The sequence below is a fragment of the Mesorhizobium sp. M1D.F.Ca.ET.231.01.1.1 genome, from assembly GCF_003999155.2.
GTDB lineage: Bacteria > Pseudomonadota > Alphaproteobacteria > Rhizobiales > Rhizobiaceae > Mesorhizobium.
Genome location: NZ_RZOZ02000006.1, coordinates 12,896 through 34,283 on the forward strand (window position 1 = coordinate 12,896; position 21,388 = coordinate 34,283).

Here is a 21,388-nt window from a genome sequence, read left to right on the forward strand (position 1 = left end):
GCGCCCCCGCGCCTGAACCCGCTCGCTTCCCTGTTTGTCGCGCGGCTTAGGTTCGTTGACCCGCCGCGTTCTTGGTTTTGCTAACCGGCCGTCTTTTCGCGGCCTTGTCCCCTGAAAACTCTTGGCCTCAGGTCCGCAAGGTCAGTGCATCGTCATCCATTCGCGCGCTTCGCGCAGCGCCCTGGCGATATCGGCCTTCGACATCGTGGCCGACAGTTCCGAGCGCAGCTCGGCGGCGCGGGTCGAGCCCTTGATCGCGGCGATGTTGAACCATTTGTGGGCGGCGACGACGTCGGTCTCGCAATCGCGGCCGGTCGCATACATCATGCCCAGTTCGAAGAGAATGTCGGCCTGGGCAGTTGCACCCATGGCGCCGAAGCCGGCTTCGAGCATTTCAAAACGTGCCATTTCAATCCCCTGTCTGCTCCCGAGAGCTGCCTCCTTCTGTCCCAGTTGTCCCTTGGGGCGGGCCGCTCTTTCGATGCTTTCGAGGATGACGGCTGGCCTTGAATCCGTCGTTAAATGGCTTGCTTAATTTGAAGAAAACAAAGCTAAAACAAGAAGTAAACGCGAAGATTTGTTAAGCATGGAAACCCAGCAATTCAGCCGATTTGCGCAAAATTCGACGAAAATTTCAGATGCCGGAGTCAAGACTTCGCTAACCACGGAAACCGAAGCCTTTTTCGCCACCCGTTCATTTTCGGCGACCCGCGCGGCCAAAATCCTTGCAAGCTTCCGTGGCGGCACCGCTTTCGTTTTGGCGGCGGCTGGATTAGCTTACGTTTGCGTAAGGGGCGGAGAGGCGGAGCGAGTCCCGCCGCAACCTGTAGGGAGGAGGACAGATATGTTTCGAAAAGCAAGCCTGGCCCTGGCGGCCACCTTGATCATGGCCGGCGCCGCATGGGCCGACCCGATCGAAGGCAATTGGAAGACGCAGGCCGGCTCGACGGCGGCGATCGCCGGCAGCGGCTCGTTTTCCATCACGCTCAAGTCCGGCAAATTTGCCGGCAAGACGATCGGCTCCTTCAAGGCGACCGGCGACAACAAATACACCGGCACCATAACCGACCCGGAAACCGACAAGACCTATTCCGGCAAGGCGACGCTTTCGGGCGCCTCGCTTAAGATGAGCGGCTGCGTGTTTGGCGGCCTGATCTGCAAGAGCCAGACCTGGCACAAGCTCTGAGCGCCGTTCAAACGACGATGTGAAAACGGGGCCCGGCGGCCCCGTTTTCTTTTTGGGCGCTGCTTGGGAGCGGTCGGCGGCCAGCAAGGCCGTTGCAGCGCTTGGCCGGCCTATCAACCAATTTGAACGTCAGATGAATACCGGTCTCAGAACCGGTTCAGAGGCATTCGGGCATTCTCCTCCTCCTCGCCATTGAAGGAGAGACCAATGCTTGTCCGCCGCTTCACCATCGTCTGCCTGCTGATGAGCCTGTTCGGCATGGCCTTCGCCATCCTGGTGGCCGAAGCCGGCCGCCCGGCGCGCTCCTCGGGAATGGCCGACACCTGCCGGCTGGACTGCATGAACCATTTTGACCGCTGAAACGACCAACACTCGAAACCGGAACCACGACCATGAACCGCATCGCCGCCTCCACCCTCAAGACCCTTCGGCTCCTGCCGCGGGCGGTGCTCATCCTGATGCTGCTTGCCGCCCCGGTGCTGGCGGTGCCGATGATGCGCGCCGACAGCGGTTCGGTCATCGAAGCGCCGACGCCGAAGAAGGCAGGCATCGGCTTCGTGCTGCTGGTCAGCCTGCAGCGCGGCTGACACGGTCTCCAGAAAAATACATGGCGAGGCCAGCTTCTGGCCCGCCTCCCTCTCCCAAGCCCGCTTCCAAATCCCTATATTGGGCCATGGAAAAGCGAATCTACCCCCAAGCCATCGAATCGGTCGTCATGCCGGAGCCTTTCGGCAGGCAGAGCTTCGACGACGCGAAAAAGGCGGTCGCGGCGCTGGAGATGCTCTACGACCGCAACACCAAGTTCCTACGCGATTCCTTCGCCCAGCTTGCCGCCGGCGGCGACGAGAGCAGGCGCTACCGGGCCTTCTATCCGCAGATCGGCGTCACCACGACCTCGTTCACCCAGATCGACTCGCGCCAGGCCTACGGCCATATGCCGACACCCGGGCATTTCGCCACCACCATCACCCAGCCGAAGCTGTTCGAGAACTATCTCGTCGAGCAGCTTCGGCTGATCATGCGCAATCACGGCGTGCAGGTGACGGTGTCGGAATCGACGACGCCGATCCCGCTGCATTTCGCCTTCCTGGAAGGCACCTATGTCGACGGGGCGGCGGCGGAGCGCATCAAGCGGCCGATCCGCGACCTGTTCGACGTGCCGGACCTCGACGGCACCGACGACCAGATCGCCAACGGCACCTTCGAGGTGGCATTCGGCGAGCCGAGGCCGCTGGCGCCGTTCACCGCGCAGCGCATCGACTATTCGCTGCACCGGATGACTCACTACACGGCGACCAGCCCGCAGCATTTCCAGAACTTCGTGCTGTTCACCAACTACCAGTTCTACATCGACGAGTTCGTGGCGCGCGCCCGCGACTTGATGGAAAAGGGCGGTGGCGGCTACACCGAATTCGTCGAGCCGGGCAATGTGGTGACGAAGGCCGGCGCCGCCGTGCCAGGCGAAGGCACGCCGCCTCCGCGCCTGCCGCAAATGCCGGCCTATCATTTGAAAAAGCCGGGCCATGGCGGCATCACCATGGTCAATATCGGCGTCGGCCCTTCCAACGCCAAGACCATCACCGACCATATCGCGGTGCTTCGCCCGCATGCCTGGGTGATGCTCGGCCACTGCGCTGGCCTGCGCAACACGCAGGCGCTGGGCGACTATGTGCTGGCCCATGCCTATGTGCGCGAGGACCATGTGCTGGACGACGACCTGCCGGTCTGGGTGCCGATCCCGCCGCTGGCGGAAATCCAGGTGGCGCTGCAGGAAGCGGTCGCCGAGGTGACGGGACTTTCGGGCTATGATCTCAAGCGCATCATGCGCACCGGCACCGTCGCCACCATCGACAACCGCAATTGGGAGCTGCGCGACCAGCGCGGACCCGTGCAGCGCCTGTCGCAGTCCCGGGCGATCGCGCTCGACATGGAATCGGCGACGATCGCCGCCAACGGCTTCCGTTTCCGCGTGCCTTACGGAACGCTGCTGTGCGTCTCCGACAAGCCGTTGCATGGCGAGTTGAAGCTGCCCGGCATGGCGACGGAATTCTACAAGCGACAGGTGGCGCAGCATCTCACCATCGGCATCAAGGCGATGGAGAAGCTCGCCGAAATGCCGATGGAGCGGCTGCATTCGCGCAAGCTGAGAAGTTTTTCCGAAACGGCCTTCCAATAGTGACCGGCCAGGGGCCTGCAGGGTAATCCATCGTCTTGCTAGGGCCGCAGTTTGGCCGATAAACAGGCCTGAGCGAGATTGTCTCGCTCCAACAAATTGCCGGCGGCATTCGGCAGATCACGACTGAGATGGCAACAGGCGGCGCGCGCTTGAAGATGACGGCAGGGGTGGCATTCCTGGCGATGATGGCACTCTCGGCCGCGATGCTGGCCGGGTTCTTCGGCGCGTTGCATCCGGCCCTCGATTCCTTCTCGCATTTTCGCATTCATCTCAGCGTCTTGACGGCGCTGCTGGCGCTGCCGCTGCTGGCCAGCTCCTACCGGCTGCAGGCGGTCGCGGCGCTGCTCTTCGCCATTGCCAGCCTCGCCACGACAGCGGGCGCGTTGCCCCGGCTGTGGCCGCAGCAGGCGGTCGCCAAGCCGGCCGACGGGATCGTCTACAGTCTGCTGCAGATGAACCTGCGCTTCGACAATCGGACGCCCAAAAAGGTGCTGTCGCTGATCGGCCGGACCAATCCCGACGTGATCACGCTCGACGAGGTGTCGGGGATGTGGGCAAGAGAACTTGGCTATATCACCAGCGCCTATCCTTACCGCATCCTTTGCCCCTATCCGAACGGCATATTCGGCGTCGCGCTGCTGTCGCGGCGGCCCTTTGCCGCCGGCACCGCTCCGCATTGCGAGCCGCGCGGTGCGATGGCGACCGCCACGATCGATTTCGGCGGCACCGGCGTCGACGTCGCCGCGATCCATCTGAGCTGGCCCTGGCCGCGCGAGCAGTATTGGCAGATCGGCGAACTCGCGGAGCCGCTTGCCGCGCTCGGCGAAACGGCAATCATGGCCGGCGACTGCAACGCTGTGCCGTGGAGCGCGGCGGTGCGTCGCGTCGCCTCGCTCGGCCGGTTGACGGTGATGCCGTCGGCCGGGCCGACCTGGATCCACAGGAAGCTGCCCGACTTCCTGCGGCGCTTCGCCGGCCTGCCGATCGATCAGGTGTTCAGCAAGGGCGGGGTGACGATCCTGTCGTCGACGCGGTTGGAAGACGACGGCTCCGACCATCTGCCGGTGCTGGTCGAGTTCTCGTTGCAGCCCGACGACGGCCGAAAGCCCGAGGATGAGCACCAGTCGGCGCTGGCGGCGAACGGCCTTTAGGGCGAGCTCGCCGCGCATTTCAAGTCGATGAACACAACACTGCTTGCGCTGCTATCCGAATTTTTCCATGAATCGAAGTGGAACAAGTGGGGGTGGCACCATGGCAGCAAAGAATACAATCAAATGGCTTGGCGTGTCTTCGATGGCGGTCTTTCTACTGGCCTCGATCACACCATCGCACGCCGAATCCTTTTCGAGCCTGCAGGCCAGCGGCTACAAGACCAGCAAGCTGACGCGCGGCGCATCAGGGTCGCTGGGCTGGATCGTTTCCAACGGTGAGAAAAAGTTCTTCTGTCCAATGCGGGCAGCAATCGCCTATGTCGGCAAGACCGGCATGGTGGGCTTCACCGCTTCAGGCAGGCAAGTCCCTATGAGCCGGAAAGTGTATGAACAGCGTGTCGGGTTCGATCCTACCGCCCCCCAGCTTTCAGACCTGAAGGCCGGCAGGCCCAATGCCAGGGACGTCGGCAGCTGCGCTCCCGCGAAATAGCCTGCGATGCCGGCTGGGAGACGCTTTTCGACCTACCTCCCCATCAACGCCGCGACCAGGTGCTCGACATGGCCGCCATCGCGGTGCTCCCGGGCATCGAAGGCGTTCTGCCTGGCTTCGTATTCGGCATAGGCCGCCTGGATACGCCGGCGCGCCTCGCGGCGCGTCTCGTAGCAATAGGGATCGTCGGCGACCTTGAGGCCGGTGATCGACCGCTCGGTGGCGCGCATCATTTGCCTGGCGATCCGGCCATGGGTTTGCTCATGGGCACGCACGCCGGCGAAGAACCGGTCCCAGCGCTTCTTCAGCGCCGGTGTCGCCGGCGAAGCGACGCGCGGAAAGGTGTAGAAGAGATGGAGCGTGCCGTTTGCCTGCTTGAGCCGGCACGAACCCTTGTCCTGGATCACGCCGAGTTCCCAGTCGACCGTGTAGGCGGTCTGGGCAATGGCATGCGTCATGAAGCCGTGCTTGGGACCTTTGCTGTCCATGGCCTCGACCAGAGCCGCGCCGGAATTGCCGGCAATGTCATAGCTGCGCGTCTGGACCAGCACCCTGGTGCCGGCTGAAGCCTGCGGCGCGTACAGCGCGCCGATGGCGACAAGGCATGCCAAAACCGCCAAGCGCATGGCCGTCTCTCCCCTATCCTCACGGAAAGAAAACACAAGCGAGCGGTGGTTTCAACGGCCTTGGGGTTGCGCCGGCGCAATCCGGCACAGCCCGCATCTACATGCCCTGATAGACCGGGCCTTCGCCGCCTTGTGGCGGCACCCAGTTGATGTTCCGGTTCGGATCCTTGATGTCGCAGGTCTTGCAGTGGACGCAGTTCTGCGCGTTGATGACGAAGCGCACGTCCTTGGCCGACGGATCGGCCGCCGCATTGCCGTCCTTGTCCACCCATTCATAGACGCCGGCCGGGCAGTAGCGCGTCGAGGGCCCGGCAAAGACGTCGTGCTCGGAGCGCTGCTGCAGCGCCATGTCGCCGACGATGAGATGCACCGGCTCGTTTTCCTCATGGTTGGTGTTGGACAGAAACACCGAGGAGAGCCGGTCGAAGGTCAAGACGCCGTCCGGCTTCGGATAGGCGATCTTCTGATGCTTGGAGGCCGGCTCCAATGTCGCATAGTCGGCCTTGCCGTGCTTCAGCGTGCCGAAGGGCGAGAAGCCGAAGAGCGTGTTCAGCCACATGTCGAGACCGCCAATGCCGACGCCGACGATGGTGCCGAAGCGCGACCACAGCGGCTTGACGTTGCGCACCTTCTTCAGGTCCTTGCCGATGTCGCTGCCGCGCCAGGCTTGCTCGTAGGAGGAAAGCTCGTCATTGGCGCGGCCGGCGCCGATCGCCTGGGCAACATGCTCCGCCGCCAGCATGCCGGACAGCACTGCATTGTGCGAGCCCTTGATGCGCGGCACGTTGACGAACCCTGCCGCGCAGCCCATCAGCGCGCCGCCCGGGAAGGACAGCTTCGGCACCGACTGCCAGCCGCCCTCGGTGATGGCGCGGGCACCGTAGCCGATGCGCTTGGCGCCTTCGAAGGTGCCTTTGATCGCCGGGTGCGTCTTGAAGCGCTGGAACTCCTCGAAGGGCGAGAGCCAGGGGTTCTTGTAGTTGAGGTGGACGACGAAGCCGACCGCCACCTGATTGTCTTCCAGATGATAGAGGAAGGAGCCGCCGCCGGTCTTCATGTCGAGCGGCCAGCCGAAGGAATGCTGCACCAGGCCCGGCTTGTGGTTCTCCGGCTTGACCTGCCACAGTTCCTTGAGGCCGATGCCGAACTTGCCCGGTTCGCGGCCGTCGGCAAGCTTGTATTTGGCGATCAGCTGCTTGGCCAAGGAGCCGCGCGCGCCCTCGCCGATCAGCACGTATTTGCCCATCAGCGCCATGCCGGGCGCATAAGCCGGCCCATGGGTACCGTCCTTCTCGACGCCCATATCGCCGGTGATGACGCCGGTGACGGCGCCCGCATCATTGTAGACGAGGCTCACCGCGGCGAAGCCCGGATAGATCTCGACGCCCAACGCCTCTGCCTTGGTCGCCAGCCAACGGCAGACATTGCCGAGCGAGACGATGTAGTTGCCGTGATTGTTCATCAGCGGCGGCATCAGGAAATTGGGCAGGCGGAACGAACCGGCGGGGCCAAGCACCAGGAAATGATCGTCGGTAACCGGCGTCTTGAACGGATGGCCCCCCTCCTCGCGCCAGCCCGGCAAAAGGCGATCGATGCCGATCGGGTCGACGACGGCACCGGAGAGGATGTGGGCGCCGACCTCGCCGCCCTTTTCCAGCACGACGACGGAAAGATCGGGGTTGAGCTGCTTCAGACGGATCGCCGCGGCAAGGCCAGCCGGACCGGCGCCGACGACAACAACGTCGAATTCCATGCTCTCGCGTTCGATCTCGCTCATCGACCCCTCACTGGCTCGCCATATTCTCTCATTTTGCTGGCTCACGCGCTGCATAGCGCATCAATTCGCGACGCGAAACCGGCGCTGACGTAACAACGCCGATTTCGACAAAAAGTCGCGGTTTTCCGGCGATGCAAGCCCATTCGATCGGGCCGGAGAAAGCATCCGACAGGGCCAACCGATTGCAAGGGAACCAGCGGACGCATGTTTTTAATTGTTCGACGGCTTGCTTATCGGCAATACTTGGCCTCATGCGCACTCCCGAGCCTACCGGCTTTTCATCGAAGCGCTTACTCTTCACGCTCGGCGTGTTCAGCCGCGCGGTTCTTCCGCTCCTCTTCCTGATCGCCCCGGCGCAAGCCGATCCGCAGAAAGCGTGGGCGGCCGGCGCCTACTCCTTTTCCGACGAGCTTGGCGGCTTCCGCATCACTGGCGCTTCGGGCATCGGCACCAAGGACGACCCGCTGGTCATCACCGAGGAGTTGAATTCGGCGACGCCGGTGACGCTGACCATCCGCGCCAGAAGGCCGATCGAAGCCTTCGGCAAGGCAGGCGACGTCGTCAATGGCGTGATGTATATGCGTATCGACGTGCTCAACAACAGCGCGCTGCCCTGGGTGGAATTCCAGTTCGAGCTGCAGGAAATCCTCGACCAGCCAAGCGTGTTCGGCGACGGCCTGTCCTTCGATCAGCGCAACAAGACGCCCGACAACATCGTTTCCAGCAACTTTGCCGATTTCGACCGCCAGTTCGAACCCTATGACCGGCTGCTGTTCAAGAACGGCAAGGTCGACCCGCTGAAGACGGCGACATTCGAATTCCTGATCACCGACTACACGCCGCGCTGGACGTTCTATCTGGTGCAGGATCCGCGCATTCCCACAGGCTGACGGACGTCGCGTCGGATGGCGAATGGCGGTTGCAAATCATCGCCACGCGGACGATGGTGCCGCCATGACTGCCACCTCTTTCAACAATCCGTTCGACATCGCCGAGCTGCTGGCCTTCTACGCCAGCGCCGGCGTCGACGAGGCGCTGGAAGACGCGCCGATAAACCGCTTCGCCGAGGCCGGGCCTAAGCAAGCCGAGCGCTCGCCGGCTGCGGCCGCGCCCGCTCGCGAAACCAGGCACCGGGAGCGGCCGGCATCGGATCCCGGCTTTGACGCAAGCCGCGCCGCGGAACGGCCGGCGGCATCAACCGGGCTGGACGCAAGCCAGGTGCCAGATGCGCCGAGGCGCCCGACGCTCACCACCGCGACGGTCCCCGACGAGGGGCAGATCATGCTCGCGCGGCAACTGGCGGCCAGCGCCTCGACACTTGACGAGCTGCGCCAGCACATGGCGGCCTTCGACGGCTGCAACCTCAAATTCACCGCCAAGAACCTGGTGTTTGCCGACGGCAACCCGAATGCCGACCTGATGCTTGTCGGCGAGGCACCGGGCCGCGACGAGGACCTCGAAGGCCTGCCCTTCGTCGGCCGCTCGGGACGGCTGCTCGACCGCATGCTCGCCGCTATCGGCCTCGACCGGACTTCGGCCTACATCGCCAACGTCATCCCGTGGCGCCCACCCGGCAACCGCACGCCGACGCCGCACGAGACGGAGATCTGCCGCCCGTTCATCGAAAGGCAGATCGAGCTGGTCAATCCAAAGGTGCTGGTCAATCTCGGCGGCCCGTCGGCCAAGACGCTGCTCAACACCACGGAAGGTATCCTCAGGCTGCGCGGCAACTGGCGTGTGCACACGACCGCGTCAGGCATAGCCATTCCCGCCATGCCGACGCTGCATCCGGCCTATCTCTTGCGCACGCCGGCGCACAAGAAGCTGGCCTGGCGGGATTTCCTCGAGGTGAAGGCGAAGCTGAGGGGGTTGGAGGCTAGCTGATCTCCCCCCTTGTGGGGGAGATGTCCGGTAGGACAGAGGGGGGCGCGCAGGATCGCCAGCCTCTGCAATCTTCTTCCGGCTCAGCAATTCTAAAAGCCGAGAGGTCGGCGGGACAGCGCCCCCCTCTGCCTTGCCAGGCATCTCCCCCACAAGGGGGGAGATCGGGCGTCACCGTCGCTTTCGCCAATCTCCTACGAAGGGCGCTACCTATAACTTGCCAGGTAATTGAATCTCTCCGCCCGCCGCCCTACTCATCGCCTATGACCACATCCGAAATCTCCGCCGGCACACTCATCCGCGAGTGGCGCACGCGCCGGCGCATGAGCCAGCTCGATCTTGCCATGGAGGCCGATATCTCGCAGCGGCATCTCTCCTTCGTTGAAAGCGGCCGCGCTCAGCCGTCGCGCGATATGGTGCTGCATCTGGCCGAGCAGCTTTCGATCCCGCTGCGCCAGCGCAACCAGCTCTTGCTCGCGGCGGGCTTCGCGCCAAGCTTTAGCGAGAGGCCGCTGACCGATGCGACGCTGGCGCCGGCGCTTGCGGCGGTCGAGACGGTGCTCCGGGGACACGAGCCCTTCCCCGCGCTCGCCGTCGACCGGCACTGGAACCTCGTTTCCGCCAACGCGGCGATCGGCCCATTCCTGGCCGATGTCTCGGAGCCATCGCTGCTCAAGCCGCCGGTCAATGTGCTGAGGCTCAGCCTGCATCCGGGCGGCGTCGCGCCGCGCATCATCAATCTTGCCGAATGGCGGGCGCATCTGCTCGAGCGCCTCAAGCATCAGAACGACGCGACCGGCGATCCGGTGCTGATCGACCTGGAGAAGGAGCTGCGCGCCTATCCGTCCGGTCTGAAGAGCAGCAGGCCGGCGCCGGTCGAGCCGAGCGGCATCGTGCATCCGCTCAGGCTCGCGCATGGCGACACTGTGCTGTCCTTCATCAGCACGATCACCGTGTTCGGCACGCCGCTCGACGTCACGCTGTCGGAGCTGGCGATCGAGTCCTTCTTTCCCGCGGACGAGCAGACACGGACGGCGCTGGTGCGGCTGGCGAAAGAGCGGGCGACGTAGGCGTCTCGGCTGGACGCTGCTTTCAGACGTTCGGCGGGACAGCACCCCCCTCTGGCCTGCCGGCCATCTCCCCCCGCAAGGGGGAGATTGGCAGCTTTGCCGACGGCGCTCCTCCTGCAACGTGGGCGATTGGCGAAACCGCGGCTACATCCAATCTCCCCCCTTGCGGGGGAGATGTCCGGCAGGACAGAGGGGGGTGTGACGGAACTCGACCTTTGCGGCTTTCTTTTTTAAACAGATCACCCCTGCGGCGGCGCGGCTCTCCTGGTACGCGTGCGCTCCAGACCGAGTTGCCGCTCGCGCCAGATGATGAAGATGCCGGCGGCTACCACGATCACGCCGCCGATCAATGTGTTCAGCGACGTCACGTCGCCGAAGACGAAATAGCCAACAACGACGCCGAGGATCATCGAAGTGTATTCGAAGGGCGCCACTACGGAAGCCTCGGCGTGGCGGTAGGCGGCCGTCATCAGGATCTGGCCGAGCCCGCCGCAGAAGCCGGCCACGACAAGGAGCGCGGCTTGCATCGGCGTCAGCGCCTGCCAGCCGAAGGGCAGCGTGAGCAGCGCCAGCACGCTCGCCGTCGAGGAGAACCACAGCACGATCGTCGCCGTCTTCTCAGTCCGAACGAGATTGCGCACCAGAAGCATGGCGACGGCCGAGATCGCCGCGGCAATCAGCGCCGCCATGACGCCAAGCACCTCCTGGTCGTCGAGCGCCTCGTCGGAATTCAACAGCGTCAGTTCCGGCCAGGAGATGATGAGCACGCCGACGAGACCGACGGCGACAGCGCTCCAGCGATAGACGCGGATCGTCTCGCCGAGGAAGACCGAGGAGAACACCACGACCAGGAGCGGCTGGGCATAGTTCAGCGTGATCGCTTCGGGGAGCGGCAGCCTGGTCAGCGCGAAGAAGCCGAGCCCCATGGCGCCGACGCCGACAAGGCCGCGCGCGACGTGGTTGAACGGCCGTTTCGTGGTGAAGGCCGTGCCCAGTTGTCGCTTGAAGGCCAGGAAGGCGACGATCGGGAAGATCGCGAAGAACGAACGGAAGAAGACGATCTGCCCGGCGGGCACGTCGCCGGCCGCCTTGATGCAGGTCTGCATGCTGACGAAGACCGCCACGGAGACGATCTTCAGCGCAATGCCGCGCAGCGTATTGTGGCCGACGGCATGATCGACGGTCATCTTGCCTCGTGACGATGGTCGGAAACGAAGCCCAGAAATAGACCCTGGCGCGGTTTTGTCGAGTGACCGTTTCGTGTAAAGAGCGCGGACTTCAAAATTCTTGGGTCGGCAACCTCCGCTGTCCGCCCGAAATCGACAGGAAAACCGACGGAATGCGCACTGATACCGGCCATGTCTTCAAGCTCGAAGACTATCGCCCCAGCGACTATCTCATTCCGCGGACCAGCCTCGATTTCCGCCTGTCGCCGGATGCCACGCGCGTCACCGCCGTGCTCACCGTCGAGCGGCGCGAGGGCGTCGCCGCTTCCGCGCCGCTTGTGCTCGACGGCGACGGGCTGACGCTGCTCGGCGTCGCCATCGACGGGCAGCCCCTCTCACAGGCCGATTATCAGGCGACGCCGGACCAGCTGACCATTCCGGCGCCGCCGGCCAAGCAGCGCTTCGAGCTTCGTCTCGAGACCGAAATCGCGCCGTGCAGCAATGAAGCGCTGATGGGCCTCTATCGCTCCAACAATGTCTATTGCACGCAATGCGAGGCCGAGGGCTTTCGCCGCATCACCTATTTCCTCGACCGGCCGGACATCCTGTCGGTCTACACCGTGCGCATCGAGGCGCCGCACAACGAAGCGCCGCTGCTGCTGTCGAACGGCAATCCTGTCGAAAACGGTGTTCTGGCCGATGGCCGGCACTATGCGGTCTGGCACGATCCCTTCCCCAAGCCGTCCTACCTGTTCGCGCTCGTGGCGGGCGCGCTCGGCAAGGTGGCGGACAGCTTCACCACGCTGTCCGGCCGCGAGGTCGCGCTCGGCATCTATGTCGAGCCCGGCAAGGAGAGGCTCGCCGGCTACGCGATGGACGCGCTGAAGCGCTCGATGAAATGGGACGAGGACGCCTTCGGCCGCGAATACGACCTCGACGTCTTCAACATCGTCGCCGTCTCCGACTTCAACATGGGCGCGATGGAGAACAAGGGCCTCAACATCTTCAACGACAAATATGTGCTGGCCGACGAGGAGACGGCGACCGACGCCGACTTCGCCAATATCGAAGCGATCATCGCGCATGAATACTTCCACAATTGGACTGGCAACAGAATCACTTGCCGCGACTGGTTCCAGCTCTGCCTGAAGGAAGGGCTGACGGTTTACCGCGACCACGAATTCTCCGCCGACCAGCGCTCGCGGGCGGTGAAACGGATCGCCGAGGTGCGCACGCTGCGCGCGCACCAGTTCCCCGAAGACCAGGGGCCGCTGGCGCATCCGGTTAGGCCGCGCCGGTACCGCGAGATCAACAACTTCTACACCGCCACCGTCTACGAGAAGGGCTCGGAGGTGGTGCGCATGATCCGCACCATCCTCGGTCCCGAACTCTTCCGCGCCGGCATGGACCTCTATTTCGAGCGGCATGACGGCGAGGCCGCGACCATCGAGGACTTCCTCAAGGTGTTCGAGGACGTTTCGGGCCGAGACCTCGCGCAGTTCGCGCTCTGGTACCACCAGGCCGGCACGCCGAACCTGACGGTGAGTTCCTCCTACAACGCCGCGGCCAAGGCCTTCACGCTGGAGATCGAACAGTCGGTGCCGCCGACGCCGTCGGAAAGCCGCAAGCGGCTGATGCACATTCCACTGGCCTTCGGGCTGGTCGGCGCCGGCGGCAAGCCCGTCGCCTGGGAAACCGTCGACGGCGCCACCGTCGAGGACGGCGTCATCCATGTCCGCAAGCGGCGGCACACGGTGCGCTTCTCAGGCGTCTCGGAGCGGCCTTCCGTGTCGCTCAACCGCGGGTTCTCGGCACCGATCACGCTGTCGGCACAGCAGAGGGCCGACGATCAGTTCTTCCTCGCCAGCCACGACGGCGACTCTTTCTCGCGCTGGCAGGCTTTCAACACGCTGCTTACCGATGCGCTGATCGCGGCGTTCCGTCAGGTGCTAGGTGGCAAAGAGCCGGCCTTCGCAGCAAGGCTCGCCGAACTGGCCGGCAGGATCGCCGTCGACGAGGCGCTGGAGCCGGCCTACCGGGCGCTGGCGCTGGCGCTGCCCGGCGAGGCCGACATCGCCCGCGACATCGGCAAGGGCATCGACCCCGACGCCATCTTTGCCGCGCGCGAAATGCTGGCGCGGACAATCGCCGAGGCGAACCGCGAGGTCTTCTCCGCGCTATACGACGGACTCGCCGACAAGGGGCCGTTCACGCCCGACGCGGCGAGCGCCGGGCGGCGGGCGCTGCGCAACATCCTGCTCGATTACCTTTCGCTGCTGCCCGAGGGCGCGGCCCTTGCCGCGCGGCACTTCAACGCCGCTACCAACATGACCGACCGCGCCGCCGCGCTCACCGTGCTTGCGCACCGCCATGCGAGCTCTCGTGAAGCGGAGGAGGCGCTGGCGGCCTTCGAAGCAAGATATCGCGGCGATGCGCTGGTGCTCGACAAATGGTTCCAGATCCAGGCCGGCGTGCCCGGGCGGCAGACCGTCGAAAAGGTGCGCGCACTGATGCAGCACCCCGCCTTCTCGATCGCCAACCCGAACCGGGTGCGCTCGCTGATCGGCACCTTCTCCAGCGCCAACCAGACCGGCTTCCACCGGGCCGACGGCCAGGGCTACCGCTTCTTCGCGGAGACCGTGCTGGAAGTCGAGAAGCGCAATCCGCAAGTTGCGGCAAGGCTGGCGACGGCGATGCGGTCCTGGCGCTCGCTGGAGACTGTCCGGCAGGACAAGGCAAGGCAGGCGCTGCTGCAGATTGCAAACGCCGAGAACCTGTCGGCGGATCTGCGGGATATCGTGGAGCGGACGTTGGCGTAGCGATGGAGCGCCAATCTCCCCCCTTGTAGGGGAGAGATCAGCTGTTTCGACGAATTTCAATCAACTTTTAATCTTTTTTGGCCGCGCCTCTGGACAAGGCGAATCACCTTTGATTCCTTAATGACGATTCGGGCGTGCGGCGTAGCCGGGTCGTCAAGTATGCGGCAAATCGGGGAGTGCCATTTATGGCCAAGACGGACGCGTGGGGCGCGCCCGGAGGGAAGGCTTTTGCGCGTCGCGAGGCAAGGGGCGACGGGCTTGCCGGCAATGCGCGCCTGATCGCCGAGCCCGCCTACCAGCGGCTGGTGGCGGCGGAGCCGCTGCTGCGCCGCTCGATCCCCGCGCTGATCATCATCTTCCTGATCGTCATCGCAGCACTTCGCTTCCTGTCGCTGGTGAACGACCGCGACGCGGTCGAACGCGACGCCAAAGCGGTGCTGGCCTTGGCCGCCGGCCAGATGGCGCAGGCGATCGCAGCCGACCCGAACGCGGCTAGCGCCAATGCCGTGGATCTTCTGGAAAACACCAGCCGCCAGGGCGCCATGGGCCGCAGCCATGTGCTGGCGATCACCGATGGCGCCTTCAAGATCATCGCGGTGTCGCCATTGTCGACCGGCTGGCAGGGGCGTTCGCTGGACAGCCTCGTGCTCGGCGGCCAGCCGCTGTTCATGTTCGGCGACCGCGCCGGCGTGATGGAAGTCAGCATCGGCGGGAAGGACTGGCTTGCCGCCGTCAGTCTCACAGGCGACCGCAAGAACGCCGCGGCGGCGCTGGTGCCCAAGGAGGCGATGTTCGACGGCTGGCGCAAGACGGTGTCGCTCAACGTCACGCTGTTCGTGCTGACGGCAGGCGTGCTGATCGTCATCCTCTATGCCTATTTCGGTCAGGCGGCGCGCGCCCAGGCAGCCGACCGCATCTATCTCGAGGCGCACCAGCGCATCGACATGGCGCTGGTGCGCGGCCGCTGCGGGCTGTGGGACTGGGACATGGTGCGCGGCAAGATGTACTGGTCGCGTTCGATGTACGACATGCTGGGCTATGAGCCCTGCGATACGATGCTGTCGTTCGGCGAGGTCGACGAGATTATCCATCCCGACGACGGCGATCTATTCGAGCTCGCCAACCGCATCGTCGAGCGCGAGATCGACCATATCGACCAGGTGTTCCGCATGCGCCATGCCGACGGGCAGTGGGTGTGGATGCGCGCCCGCGCCCAGGTGATCGACCCGGAGGCGCCCGAGATCCAGCTGATCGGCATCGCCGTCGACGTTACCGAGCAGCGGCACCTGGCGCTGCGCTCTGAAGCGGCGGACATGCGGCTGAGGACCGCGATCGAGAACATCAACGAATCCTTCGTGCTGTGGGATGCCGCCGAGCGGCTGATCATGTGCAACTCGAAATTTCAGAAGGACAACGGGCTCTCGGACCGAGACGTGGTGCCGGGCGCGACCCGCGACATGCTGGAGGAGCGCATGCTCGCCTTCGCCTCGGAGCGCAGGCTGGCCAATGCCAACGGTCCGCACGGAGGTGTGACGCTGGAGCGCCAGCTTGCCGACGGCCGCTGGCTGCAGGTCAACGAGCTCAGGACCAGGGACGGCGGAACCGTCTCGGTCGGCTCCGACATCACCCAGATCAAGCTGCACCAGGAAAAGCTGGTCGACAGCGAGCGCCGCCTGATGGCGACGATCCACGACCTCAGCCTGGCGCGCCGCGCCGAGGAGGAACGCGCCAAGGAGCTGGTCGAGCTCAACCGCAAATACATGAAGGAGACGGAGCGCGCCGAGGCGGCCAACCGGGCGAAGTCCGAATTCCTCGCCAACATGTCGCATGAATTGCGCACGCCGCTCAACGCCATCATCGGCTTCTCGGAACTGATGGAGCAGCGGCTGTTCGGGCCGCTGGGTTCCGAGCGCTACGAGGAATATGCCAGCGACATCAACGGCAGCGGCAAATATCTGCTCGGCGTCATCAACGACATACTCGACATGTCGAAGATCGAGGCCGGCCAGTTCTCGCTCGATCGCGAGGAGATCGACCTCTGCCCGCTGATCAAGGAAACGGTTCGGGTCATCTCGCTGCAGGCGGCGGAAAAGTCGATCACCGTGGAGACTCGCATCGCCGACTCGATGCGGCTTTACGCCGACCGCCGCGCCATCAAGCAGATCGCCATCAACCTCTTGTCCAATGCGGTGAAGTTCACTGGACAGGGCGGCAAGATCACGGTCAGGGCACGCAGCGCGTCGGGCGCGCTGGTTCTCACCATCGAGGACAATGGCTGCGGTATCCCGAAGCAGGCGCTGAGCAAGCTCGGGCGGCCGTTCGAGCAGGTGCAGAACCAGTTCTCGAAGAACCACACCGGCTCGGGCCTCGGCCTCGCTATATCGCGCTCGCTGGCCGAACTGCAGGGCGGCGCGCTGAAGATCCGCTCGACGGAAGGCGTCGGCACCATCGTGTCGGTGCGCATCCCGCTGAAGAAGTCGCCGCCCACGGTGAAGGCGGCGGCCTAAAGTCCGCCCGAAATTGGGAAACGTCGGCGAGACAGGGGGCGCGAGGGAGCGAGACGCAATCTAGCCGCGCGAGGCCGCGTCCGCGCGAAGCAGAAAGTCGAAATCCTTGCGGACCTTCCGGGACGTCTCCTTGAGATGCGCTTCCAGCACGCCGAAATCCGGCAGGTCGGTGACCGCCAGAAGCAGATCCGAAAGCCCCGGCGGGACATCGTCGCGCTGGAACTCGCCGGTAAGGCAGAGCCTGATCATCTGGGTCAGCGCCAGATAGAGCCGCCAAGCCTCGCAAAGCTCCTGCCTGACATCGGCTGCAGCGAATCGCGGCGCAAGCCGCGCCAACACGTCCGCGGTCGCCGTCACCCGCCGGCCAGGTTCGACAGCGCCGGTGATGACCGCGACCTGGGCGATGAATTCAAGGTCGATGAGGCCGCCCGGGATCAGCTTGATGTCCCAGAGGTCGCGCGGCGGCTTTTCCTTCTCGATCAGCGCCCGCATCTCGGAGGCTTCCGCCTTCACCTTGGCGCCGTCGCGCGGCTGGGCCAGCACCACCGCGACATCACCTTCGACTTCGGCGCAGAGTTCGGCATCGCCGCCGATGGCGCGTGCTCTGGCCAGCGCCATGTGCTCCCAGGTCCAGGCATCCTGGCGCTGGTACTTCTTGAAGGCGTCGACATGCGTGGCGACGGGCCCCTTGTTGCCGGAAGGACGCAGGCGCAGATCGAGCTCGTAGAGCACGCCCTCGGCCGTCGGCGCGGCGACGGCGGCGATCAGCCGTTGGGTCATGCGGGTATAGTAATGCGAGGGTGCCAGCGGTTTCTCGCCGTCTGATTCCTCCGCATCCACGTCGTGGTCGTAGAGCAGGATTAGGTCGACGTCGGATCCCGCGGTGAGCTCGCGGCTGCCGAGCTTGCCCATGCCGAGCAGCGCCACCCTGCCGCCTGCGATCCTGCCATGGCGCAGCGCGAACTCGGCAATGACCGCTTGAAGCGCCGCCTCGATGGTGAGATCGGCGAGGTCGGAGAAGGCGCGCCCTGCCCGCACGGGATCGATCGAGCCGGCAAGCAGGCGCACGCCGATCAGGAACTTCTGCTCGGAGGCCAAGATGCGCAGACGGTCGAGCACGTCCTCATAGGCGCGGTCGCCCTCGATAAAGGCGGCAAGCCTGGCCGAAAGATAGGCGCGGTCCGGCAGCTCGGTCAGCAGCGCCGGGTCGAGCAGGCCATCGAAGACATGCGGCCGGCGCGTGATGATGGCGGCGAGTCGCGGGGCGGCGCCCATGATCGTCGCCATGAGCTTGAGCAGCGCCGGATTCGACTGGAGCAGCGAGAAGAGCTGGATACCGGCAGGCAGACCGGCGAGGAACTCGTCGAAGCGGATCAGCGCCTCGTCGGCGCGGCGCGTCTGGCCAAAGGCTTGCAGCAGCGCCGGCGTCAGTTCCGTTAGTCGCTCGCGCGCTTCCGCGGACTGGGTGACGCGGTAACGGCCGAAATGCCAGCCGCGGATGACGCGGCAGATGTCGCTCGGGCGCTGGAAGCCGAGGCGATGCAAGGTTTGCAGCGTATCGGGATCGTCGACGTCGCCGGTGAAGACCAGGTTGCCGACGCCGGCCGACAGTTCGGGCGCCGTTTCGAACAGCGCTGCATAATGGCGTTCGACCTGGTGCAGCGAGGCGCGGAAGGCTTCCGCGAACGCCGACTCGCCAGCAAAGCCGAGCATCAGCGCGATGCGCTCCAGCTCCTCGTCCTCTTCCGGCAGGATATGCGTCTGCTCGTCGGCCACCATCTGGATGGCGTGCTCGACACGGCGCAGGAACCAGTATTGCCGGGTCAGCGCATCGCGCGCGTCCGCCGTGATCCAGCCGCGCGCGGCGAGCGCGCCCAGCATCGGCACCGTCTCGCGGCCGCGCAGCTCCGGAAAGCGGCCGCCGGCAATCAGCTGCTGCGTCTGGACGAAGAACTCGATCTCGCGGATGCCGCCGCGGCCGAGCTTGACGTTGTGGCCCTTGACCGCGATCTCGCCATGGCCCTTGTGGGCATGGATCTGGCGCTTGATCGAATGGACGTCGGCGATCGCGGCATAGTCCATGTATTTGCGCCAGACATAGGGCTGCAATTCCTTGAGGAAGGCGGCGCCCGCCGCAAGGTCGCCCGCTACCGGCCGCGCCTTGATCATGGCGGCGCGCTCCCAGTTCTGGCCTCGCGCCTCGTAATAGCGCAGCGCCGCCTCGACCGGAATCGCCAGCGGGGTCGAGCCGGGATCGGGACGGAGCCTGAGATCGGTGCGGAAGACATAACCGTGCTCGGTGCGGTCCTGCAGGATGCGCACGAGGCGGCGGGTAAGGCGTGAGAACAGTTCAGTCGCGTCGAGCGCATCGATCACGGCCGGCGCCTCCGGATCGAAGAACACGATGAGATCGATATCGGAGGAGAAATTCAGCTCATGCGCGCCGAGCTTGCCCATGCCGAGCAGGATCCAGCCCGAGCCCCGCGCCGGGTCCTTTGGATCGGGCAGCTTGAGCTTGCCCTGCCCATGCGCGTCGAGCAGCAGGAAATCGACCGCGGCGCGCGTCGCGGCATCCGCGAGGACGCTCAGTCGGCGCACCGTCAGCGCGGCCTCGGCCTCGCCGGAAAGGTCGGCGAGCGCGATCAGGAAATGCGCTTCGGCCTTCCATTGCCGGAGTTCCATCATCAGGCTTGTTTGCGAAACAGTCTCGGCCCGCGCCGCGCGATCGATCGCCTTACCGATCTCGTCGAGTCGCGCTTCGATCGTCCGGTCGAACAGCGTGTCGAGAATGGCCGGACGGCGGCGCGCCGTATCGCGAAGGAACGGCGACAGGTCGAAAATGGCGGCGAGCAGGTCCTGCAGCGGCCCCTCGCCGGCAAGGAACGTCGCCAGGCGGGTAAGGCCGTCTTCCTCGGCGGCGTCCGCGATCTCGGACAATTCCCGCCGGGCATGGTCGCCATCCAGCGGGCCAAGCGCCAGCGTCGGGCGGAGCTGCCATCCGGTCTCGATCTTTTTCTTTATCCTCGTCGCCATCAATGTGTCTCCCGCGTCGGGAAGCTCATGACCACGGACAATCCGGGATTGGCGGGCACAAGATCAAGCCTGCCATTGTGGAAAGTCATGATCGCCTTGGCGAGGCTGAGGCCAAGGCCCGAACCCGGCTGCGAGCGGCTCTTTTCCAGCCGCACGAAGCGCTCGGTGGCCCTGGCGCGGTCGGTATCGTCGGGAATGCCATGGCCATTGTCGGTGACGGTGAGCTTGGCCTCGCCGCCGGCGCGCGCCAGCGAGACCAGCACTTTCGGGCTCTCGGCGGCGCCGGTCGAGTATTTGATTGCGTTGTCGACGATGTTGGACAGCGCCTGGCCGATCAGCTCGCGGTTGCCGTTGATGGTGACGGCTTCCGCCACCGTCGCTTCCAACGCAACGCCCGCTTCCTCCGCAACCGGCTCGTAGAGCTCGACGACATCGCTCACCGTGGCGGCGAGGTCGACCGGACTGGTCGTCTCGGAGGAATAGCCGGCCTCCAGCCGCGAGATCATCAGGATGGCGTTGAAGGTCTTGATGAGCTGGTCGGACTCGGCGATCGTTCCCTCCAGCGCCTGGCGGTAGTCGGTCGTCTTGTGCTTGCCGGCGAGTGTCGCCTCGGCGCGGTTGCGCAGCCTGGTGAGCGGCGTCTTCAGGTCGTGGGCGATGTTGTCGGAGACCTGCTTCAGCCCCTCGTTCAGCGTGGCGATGCGGGCAAGCATCGTGTTGAGGTTTTCCGACAGGCGGTCGAATTCGTCGCCGGCGCCTGTCACCGGCAGCCGCCCGCTAAGGTCGCCGCCCATGATGCGCCGGCTGGCGTCGGAGACGCTGTCGATGCGCTTCAGCGCGGCGCGCCCGACAAAGAACCAGATCAGGAGCCCGCCAAGGCCCATCATGCCCAGCGCCAGCATCAGCGACCGCTTGATGACGGCGCGGAAGCGTTCGGGTTCGCCGAGGTCACGGCCGACCAGCATGATCATTTGGTTGGGCAGCCGTAGCACCAGCGCAATCGCATTGTGGCCCTTCTCGCCTTCCGGCTGCGCGCTACTGTCGCCGGACTGGGGTGTCGTGCCCTGGTCCGTGGTCCCGCTGCGCAGGCGATCGAGCTCGCCTTCGCCGAAGCGCTGGTAGGAAAAGGGCTCGGTGGTCCAGCCCTCAGTCTCGATGACCCCCGGCGCCAGGCTCTGCACGTTGCCGGTCAGGATCTGGCCGTTGGTGTCGGCAATCAGATAAAGGTTGGCGCCGGGCTGGCGAGAGCGGTTTTCCACCACGCGCACCAGCACCGGCAGACCGCCGCGCTGGTAGGCCTGGGCGAGGCCCAGCACCTCGTCGTTGATGGTCTCCTGCGTCTGCGCGGTGAGCATGCGCGCCGACAGCGAGGTCATGTAGAAGACCAGCAGCACTGCGCAAAGCGCGAAAAGCAGGAGATAAAGCGCCGAAAGCCGGGCTGCCGTCGTCCTCATAATGGCCGGCAGGGAAAGGGCCATTTGCCGCTAGATCAGAATGACGATCGGT

The 21,388-nt window shown here is 64.9% G+C and carries 18 protein-coding genes; 11 read left to right on the forward strand and 7 right to left on the reverse strand.

The window, feature by feature from the left end; genetic code table 11:
- Nucleotides 1–141: 141 nt before the first annotated feature.
- Complete coding sequence (locus EN874_RS17300) at nt 142–408, reverse strand: sel1 repeat family protein (protein WP_127426190.1); 267 nt, start codon at nt 406–408, stop codon at nt 142–144.
- A 436-nt stretch (nt 409–844) separates the two neighbouring features.
- Here EN874_RS17300 and EN874_RS17305 point away from each other — a divergent pair, with 436 nt between their 5' ends.
- The 6 genes from EN874_RS17305 to EN874_RS17325 all read left to right on the forward strand — a co-directional run bounded on the left by EN874_RS17305 (nt 845) and on the right by EN874_RS17325 (nt 5,003).
- Nucleotides 845–1,186, forward strand: a complete 342-nt coding sequence (locus EN874_RS17305; RefSeq protein ID WP_127426191.1) for a DUF2147 domain-containing protein — start codon at nt 845–847, stop codon at nt 1,184–1,186.
- A 207-nt stretch (nt 1,187–1,393) separates the two neighbouring features.
- Nucleotides 1,394–1,546 (forward strand): hypothetical protein, encoded by a 153-nt coding sequence (locus EN874_RS33715; RefSeq protein WP_168247518.1) that lies wholly within the window; start codon nt 1,394–1,396, stop codon nt 1,544–1,546.
- Between the two features lie 32 nt (nt 1,547–1,578).
- On the forward strand, nt 1,579–1,773 hold the full coding sequence (locus EN874_RS17310) for a hypothetical protein (RefSeq protein WP_127426192.1): 195 nt from the start codon (nt 1,579–1,581) through the stop codon (nt 1,771–1,773).
- 128 nt (nt 1,774–1,901) lie between these two features.
- Nucleotides 1,902–3,362 carry an AMP nucleosidase gene (locus EN874_RS17315; protein ID WP_245513601.1) on the forward strand — a complete coding sequence of 487 codons (1,461 nt, stop codon included), beginning with the start codon at nt 1,902–1,904 and terminating at the stop codon, nt 3,360–3,362.
- Nucleotides 3,363–3,517: 155 nt separating this feature from the next.
- Nucleotides 3,518–4,513 carry an endonuclease/exonuclease/phosphatase family protein gene (locus EN874_RS17320; protein ID WP_127426463.1) on the forward strand — a complete coding sequence of 332 codons (996 nt, stop codon included), beginning with the start codon at nt 3,518–3,520 and terminating at the stop codon, nt 4,511–4,513.
- A 100-nt stretch (nt 4,514–4,613) separates the two neighbouring features.
- A complete protein-coding gene (locus tag EN874_RS17325; RefSeq protein WP_128261472.1) occupies nt 4,614–5,003 on the forward strand; it encodes a hypothetical protein in 390 nt (129 codons plus the stop codon).
- Between the two features lie 32 nt (nt 5,004–5,035).
- Here the strand turns inward: EN874_RS17325 and EN874_RS17330 are convergent, their stop codons facing one another.
- From EN874_RS17330 to EN874_RS17340, 3 genes are all read right to left on the reverse strand, one after another.
- Complete coding sequence (locus EN874_RS17330; protein WP_126085083.1) at nt 5,036–5,629, reverse strand: DUF922 domain-containing protein; 594 nt, start codon at nt 5,627–5,629, stop codon at nt 5,036–5,038.
- Nucleotides 5,630–5,726: 97 nt separating this feature from the next.
- Entirely contained in the window at nt 5,727–7,406 is a 1,680-nt protein-coding gene (locus tag EN874_RS17335) for an electron transfer flavoprotein-ubiquinone oxidoreductase (RefSeq protein ID WP_127426195.1), read from the reverse strand.
- A 28-nt stretch (nt 7,407–7,434) separates the two neighbouring features.
- The gene (locus tag EN874_RS17340; RefSeq protein ID WP_127426196.1) at nt 7,435–7,659 is read right to left on the reverse strand and encodes a hypothetical protein; all 225 of its coding nucleotides are present in this window, start codon (nt 7,657–7,659) and stop codon (nt 7,435–7,437) included.
- Between EN874_RS17340 and EN874_RS17345 the strand changes: the two genes are divergently transcribed.
- The 3 genes from EN874_RS17345 to EN874_RS17360 all read left to right on the forward strand — a co-directional run bounded on the left by EN874_RS17345 (nt 7,658) and on the right by EN874_RS17360 (nt 10,357).
- Nucleotides 7,658–8,296 (forward strand): hypothetical protein, encoded by a 639-nt coding sequence (locus EN874_RS17345; protein ID WP_127426197.1) that lies wholly within the window; start codon nt 7,658–7,660, stop codon nt 8,294–8,296. The genes EN874_RS17340 and EN874_RS17345 overlap by 2 nt on opposite strands.
- 64 nt (nt 8,297–8,360) lie before the next feature.
- On the forward strand, nt 8,361–9,290 hold the full coding sequence (locus EN874_RS17350; protein WP_127426198.1) for a uracil-DNA glycosylase: 930 nt from the start codon (nt 8,361–8,363) through the stop codon (nt 9,288–9,290).
- A gap of 260 nt (nt 9,291–9,550) precedes the next feature.
- On the forward strand, nt 9,551–10,357 hold the full coding sequence (locus tag EN874_RS17360) for a helix-turn-helix transcriptional regulator (protein ID WP_127426200.1): 807 nt from the start codon (nt 9,551–9,553) through the stop codon (nt 10,355–10,357).
- Between the two features lie 239 nt (nt 10,358–10,596).
- On the opposite strand, the gene EN874_RS17370 is transcribed toward EN874_RS17360, so the two are convergent.
- Nucleotides 10,597–11,544, reverse strand: a complete 948-nt coding sequence (locus EN874_RS17370) for a DMT family transporter (RefSeq protein WP_127426201.1) — start codon at nt 11,542–11,544, stop codon at nt 10,597–10,599.
- 152 nt (nt 11,545–11,696) lie between these two features.
- On the opposite strand from EN874_RS17370, the gene pepN reads away from it, so the two are divergent.
- Both pepN and EN874_RS17380 read left to right on the forward strand, forming a co-directional pair.
- A complete protein-coding gene (gene pepN, locus EN874_RS17375) occupies nt 11,697–14,342 on the forward strand; it encodes an aminopeptidase N (RefSeq protein ID WP_127426202.1) in 2,646 nt (881 codons plus the stop codon).
- A gap of 185 nt (nt 14,343–14,527) precedes the next feature.
- Nucleotides 14,528–16,849 carry a PAS domain-containing sensor histidine kinase gene (locus EN874_RS17380; protein ID WP_127426203.1) on the forward strand — a complete coding sequence of 774 codons (2,322 nt, stop codon included), beginning with the start codon at nt 14,528–14,530 and terminating at the stop codon, nt 16,847–16,849.
- Nucleotides 16,850–16,909: 60 nt separating this feature from the next.
- Here the strand turns inward: EN874_RS17380 and EN874_RS17385 are convergent, their stop codons facing one another.
- Both EN874_RS17385 and EN874_RS17390 read right to left on the reverse strand, forming a co-directional pair.
- Nucleotides 16,910–19,882: a bifunctional [glutamine synthetase] adenylyltransferase/[glutamine synthetase]-adenylyl-L-tyrosine phosphorylase gene (locus EN874_RS17385; RefSeq protein WP_127426204.1), complete on the reverse strand. Its 2,973-nt coding sequence runs from the start codon at nt 19,880–19,882 to the stop codon at nt 16,910–16,912.
- Nucleotides 19,882–21,360: a HAMP domain-containing sensor histidine kinase gene (locus EN874_RS17390; protein ID WP_127426205.1), complete on the reverse strand. Its 1,479-nt coding sequence runs from the start codon at nt 21,358–21,360 to the stop codon at nt 19,882–19,884. Before EN874_RS17390 ends, EN874_RS17385 begins: the two co-directional genes overlap by 1 nt.
- Between the last annotated feature and the right edge of the window lie 28 nt (nt 21,361–21,388).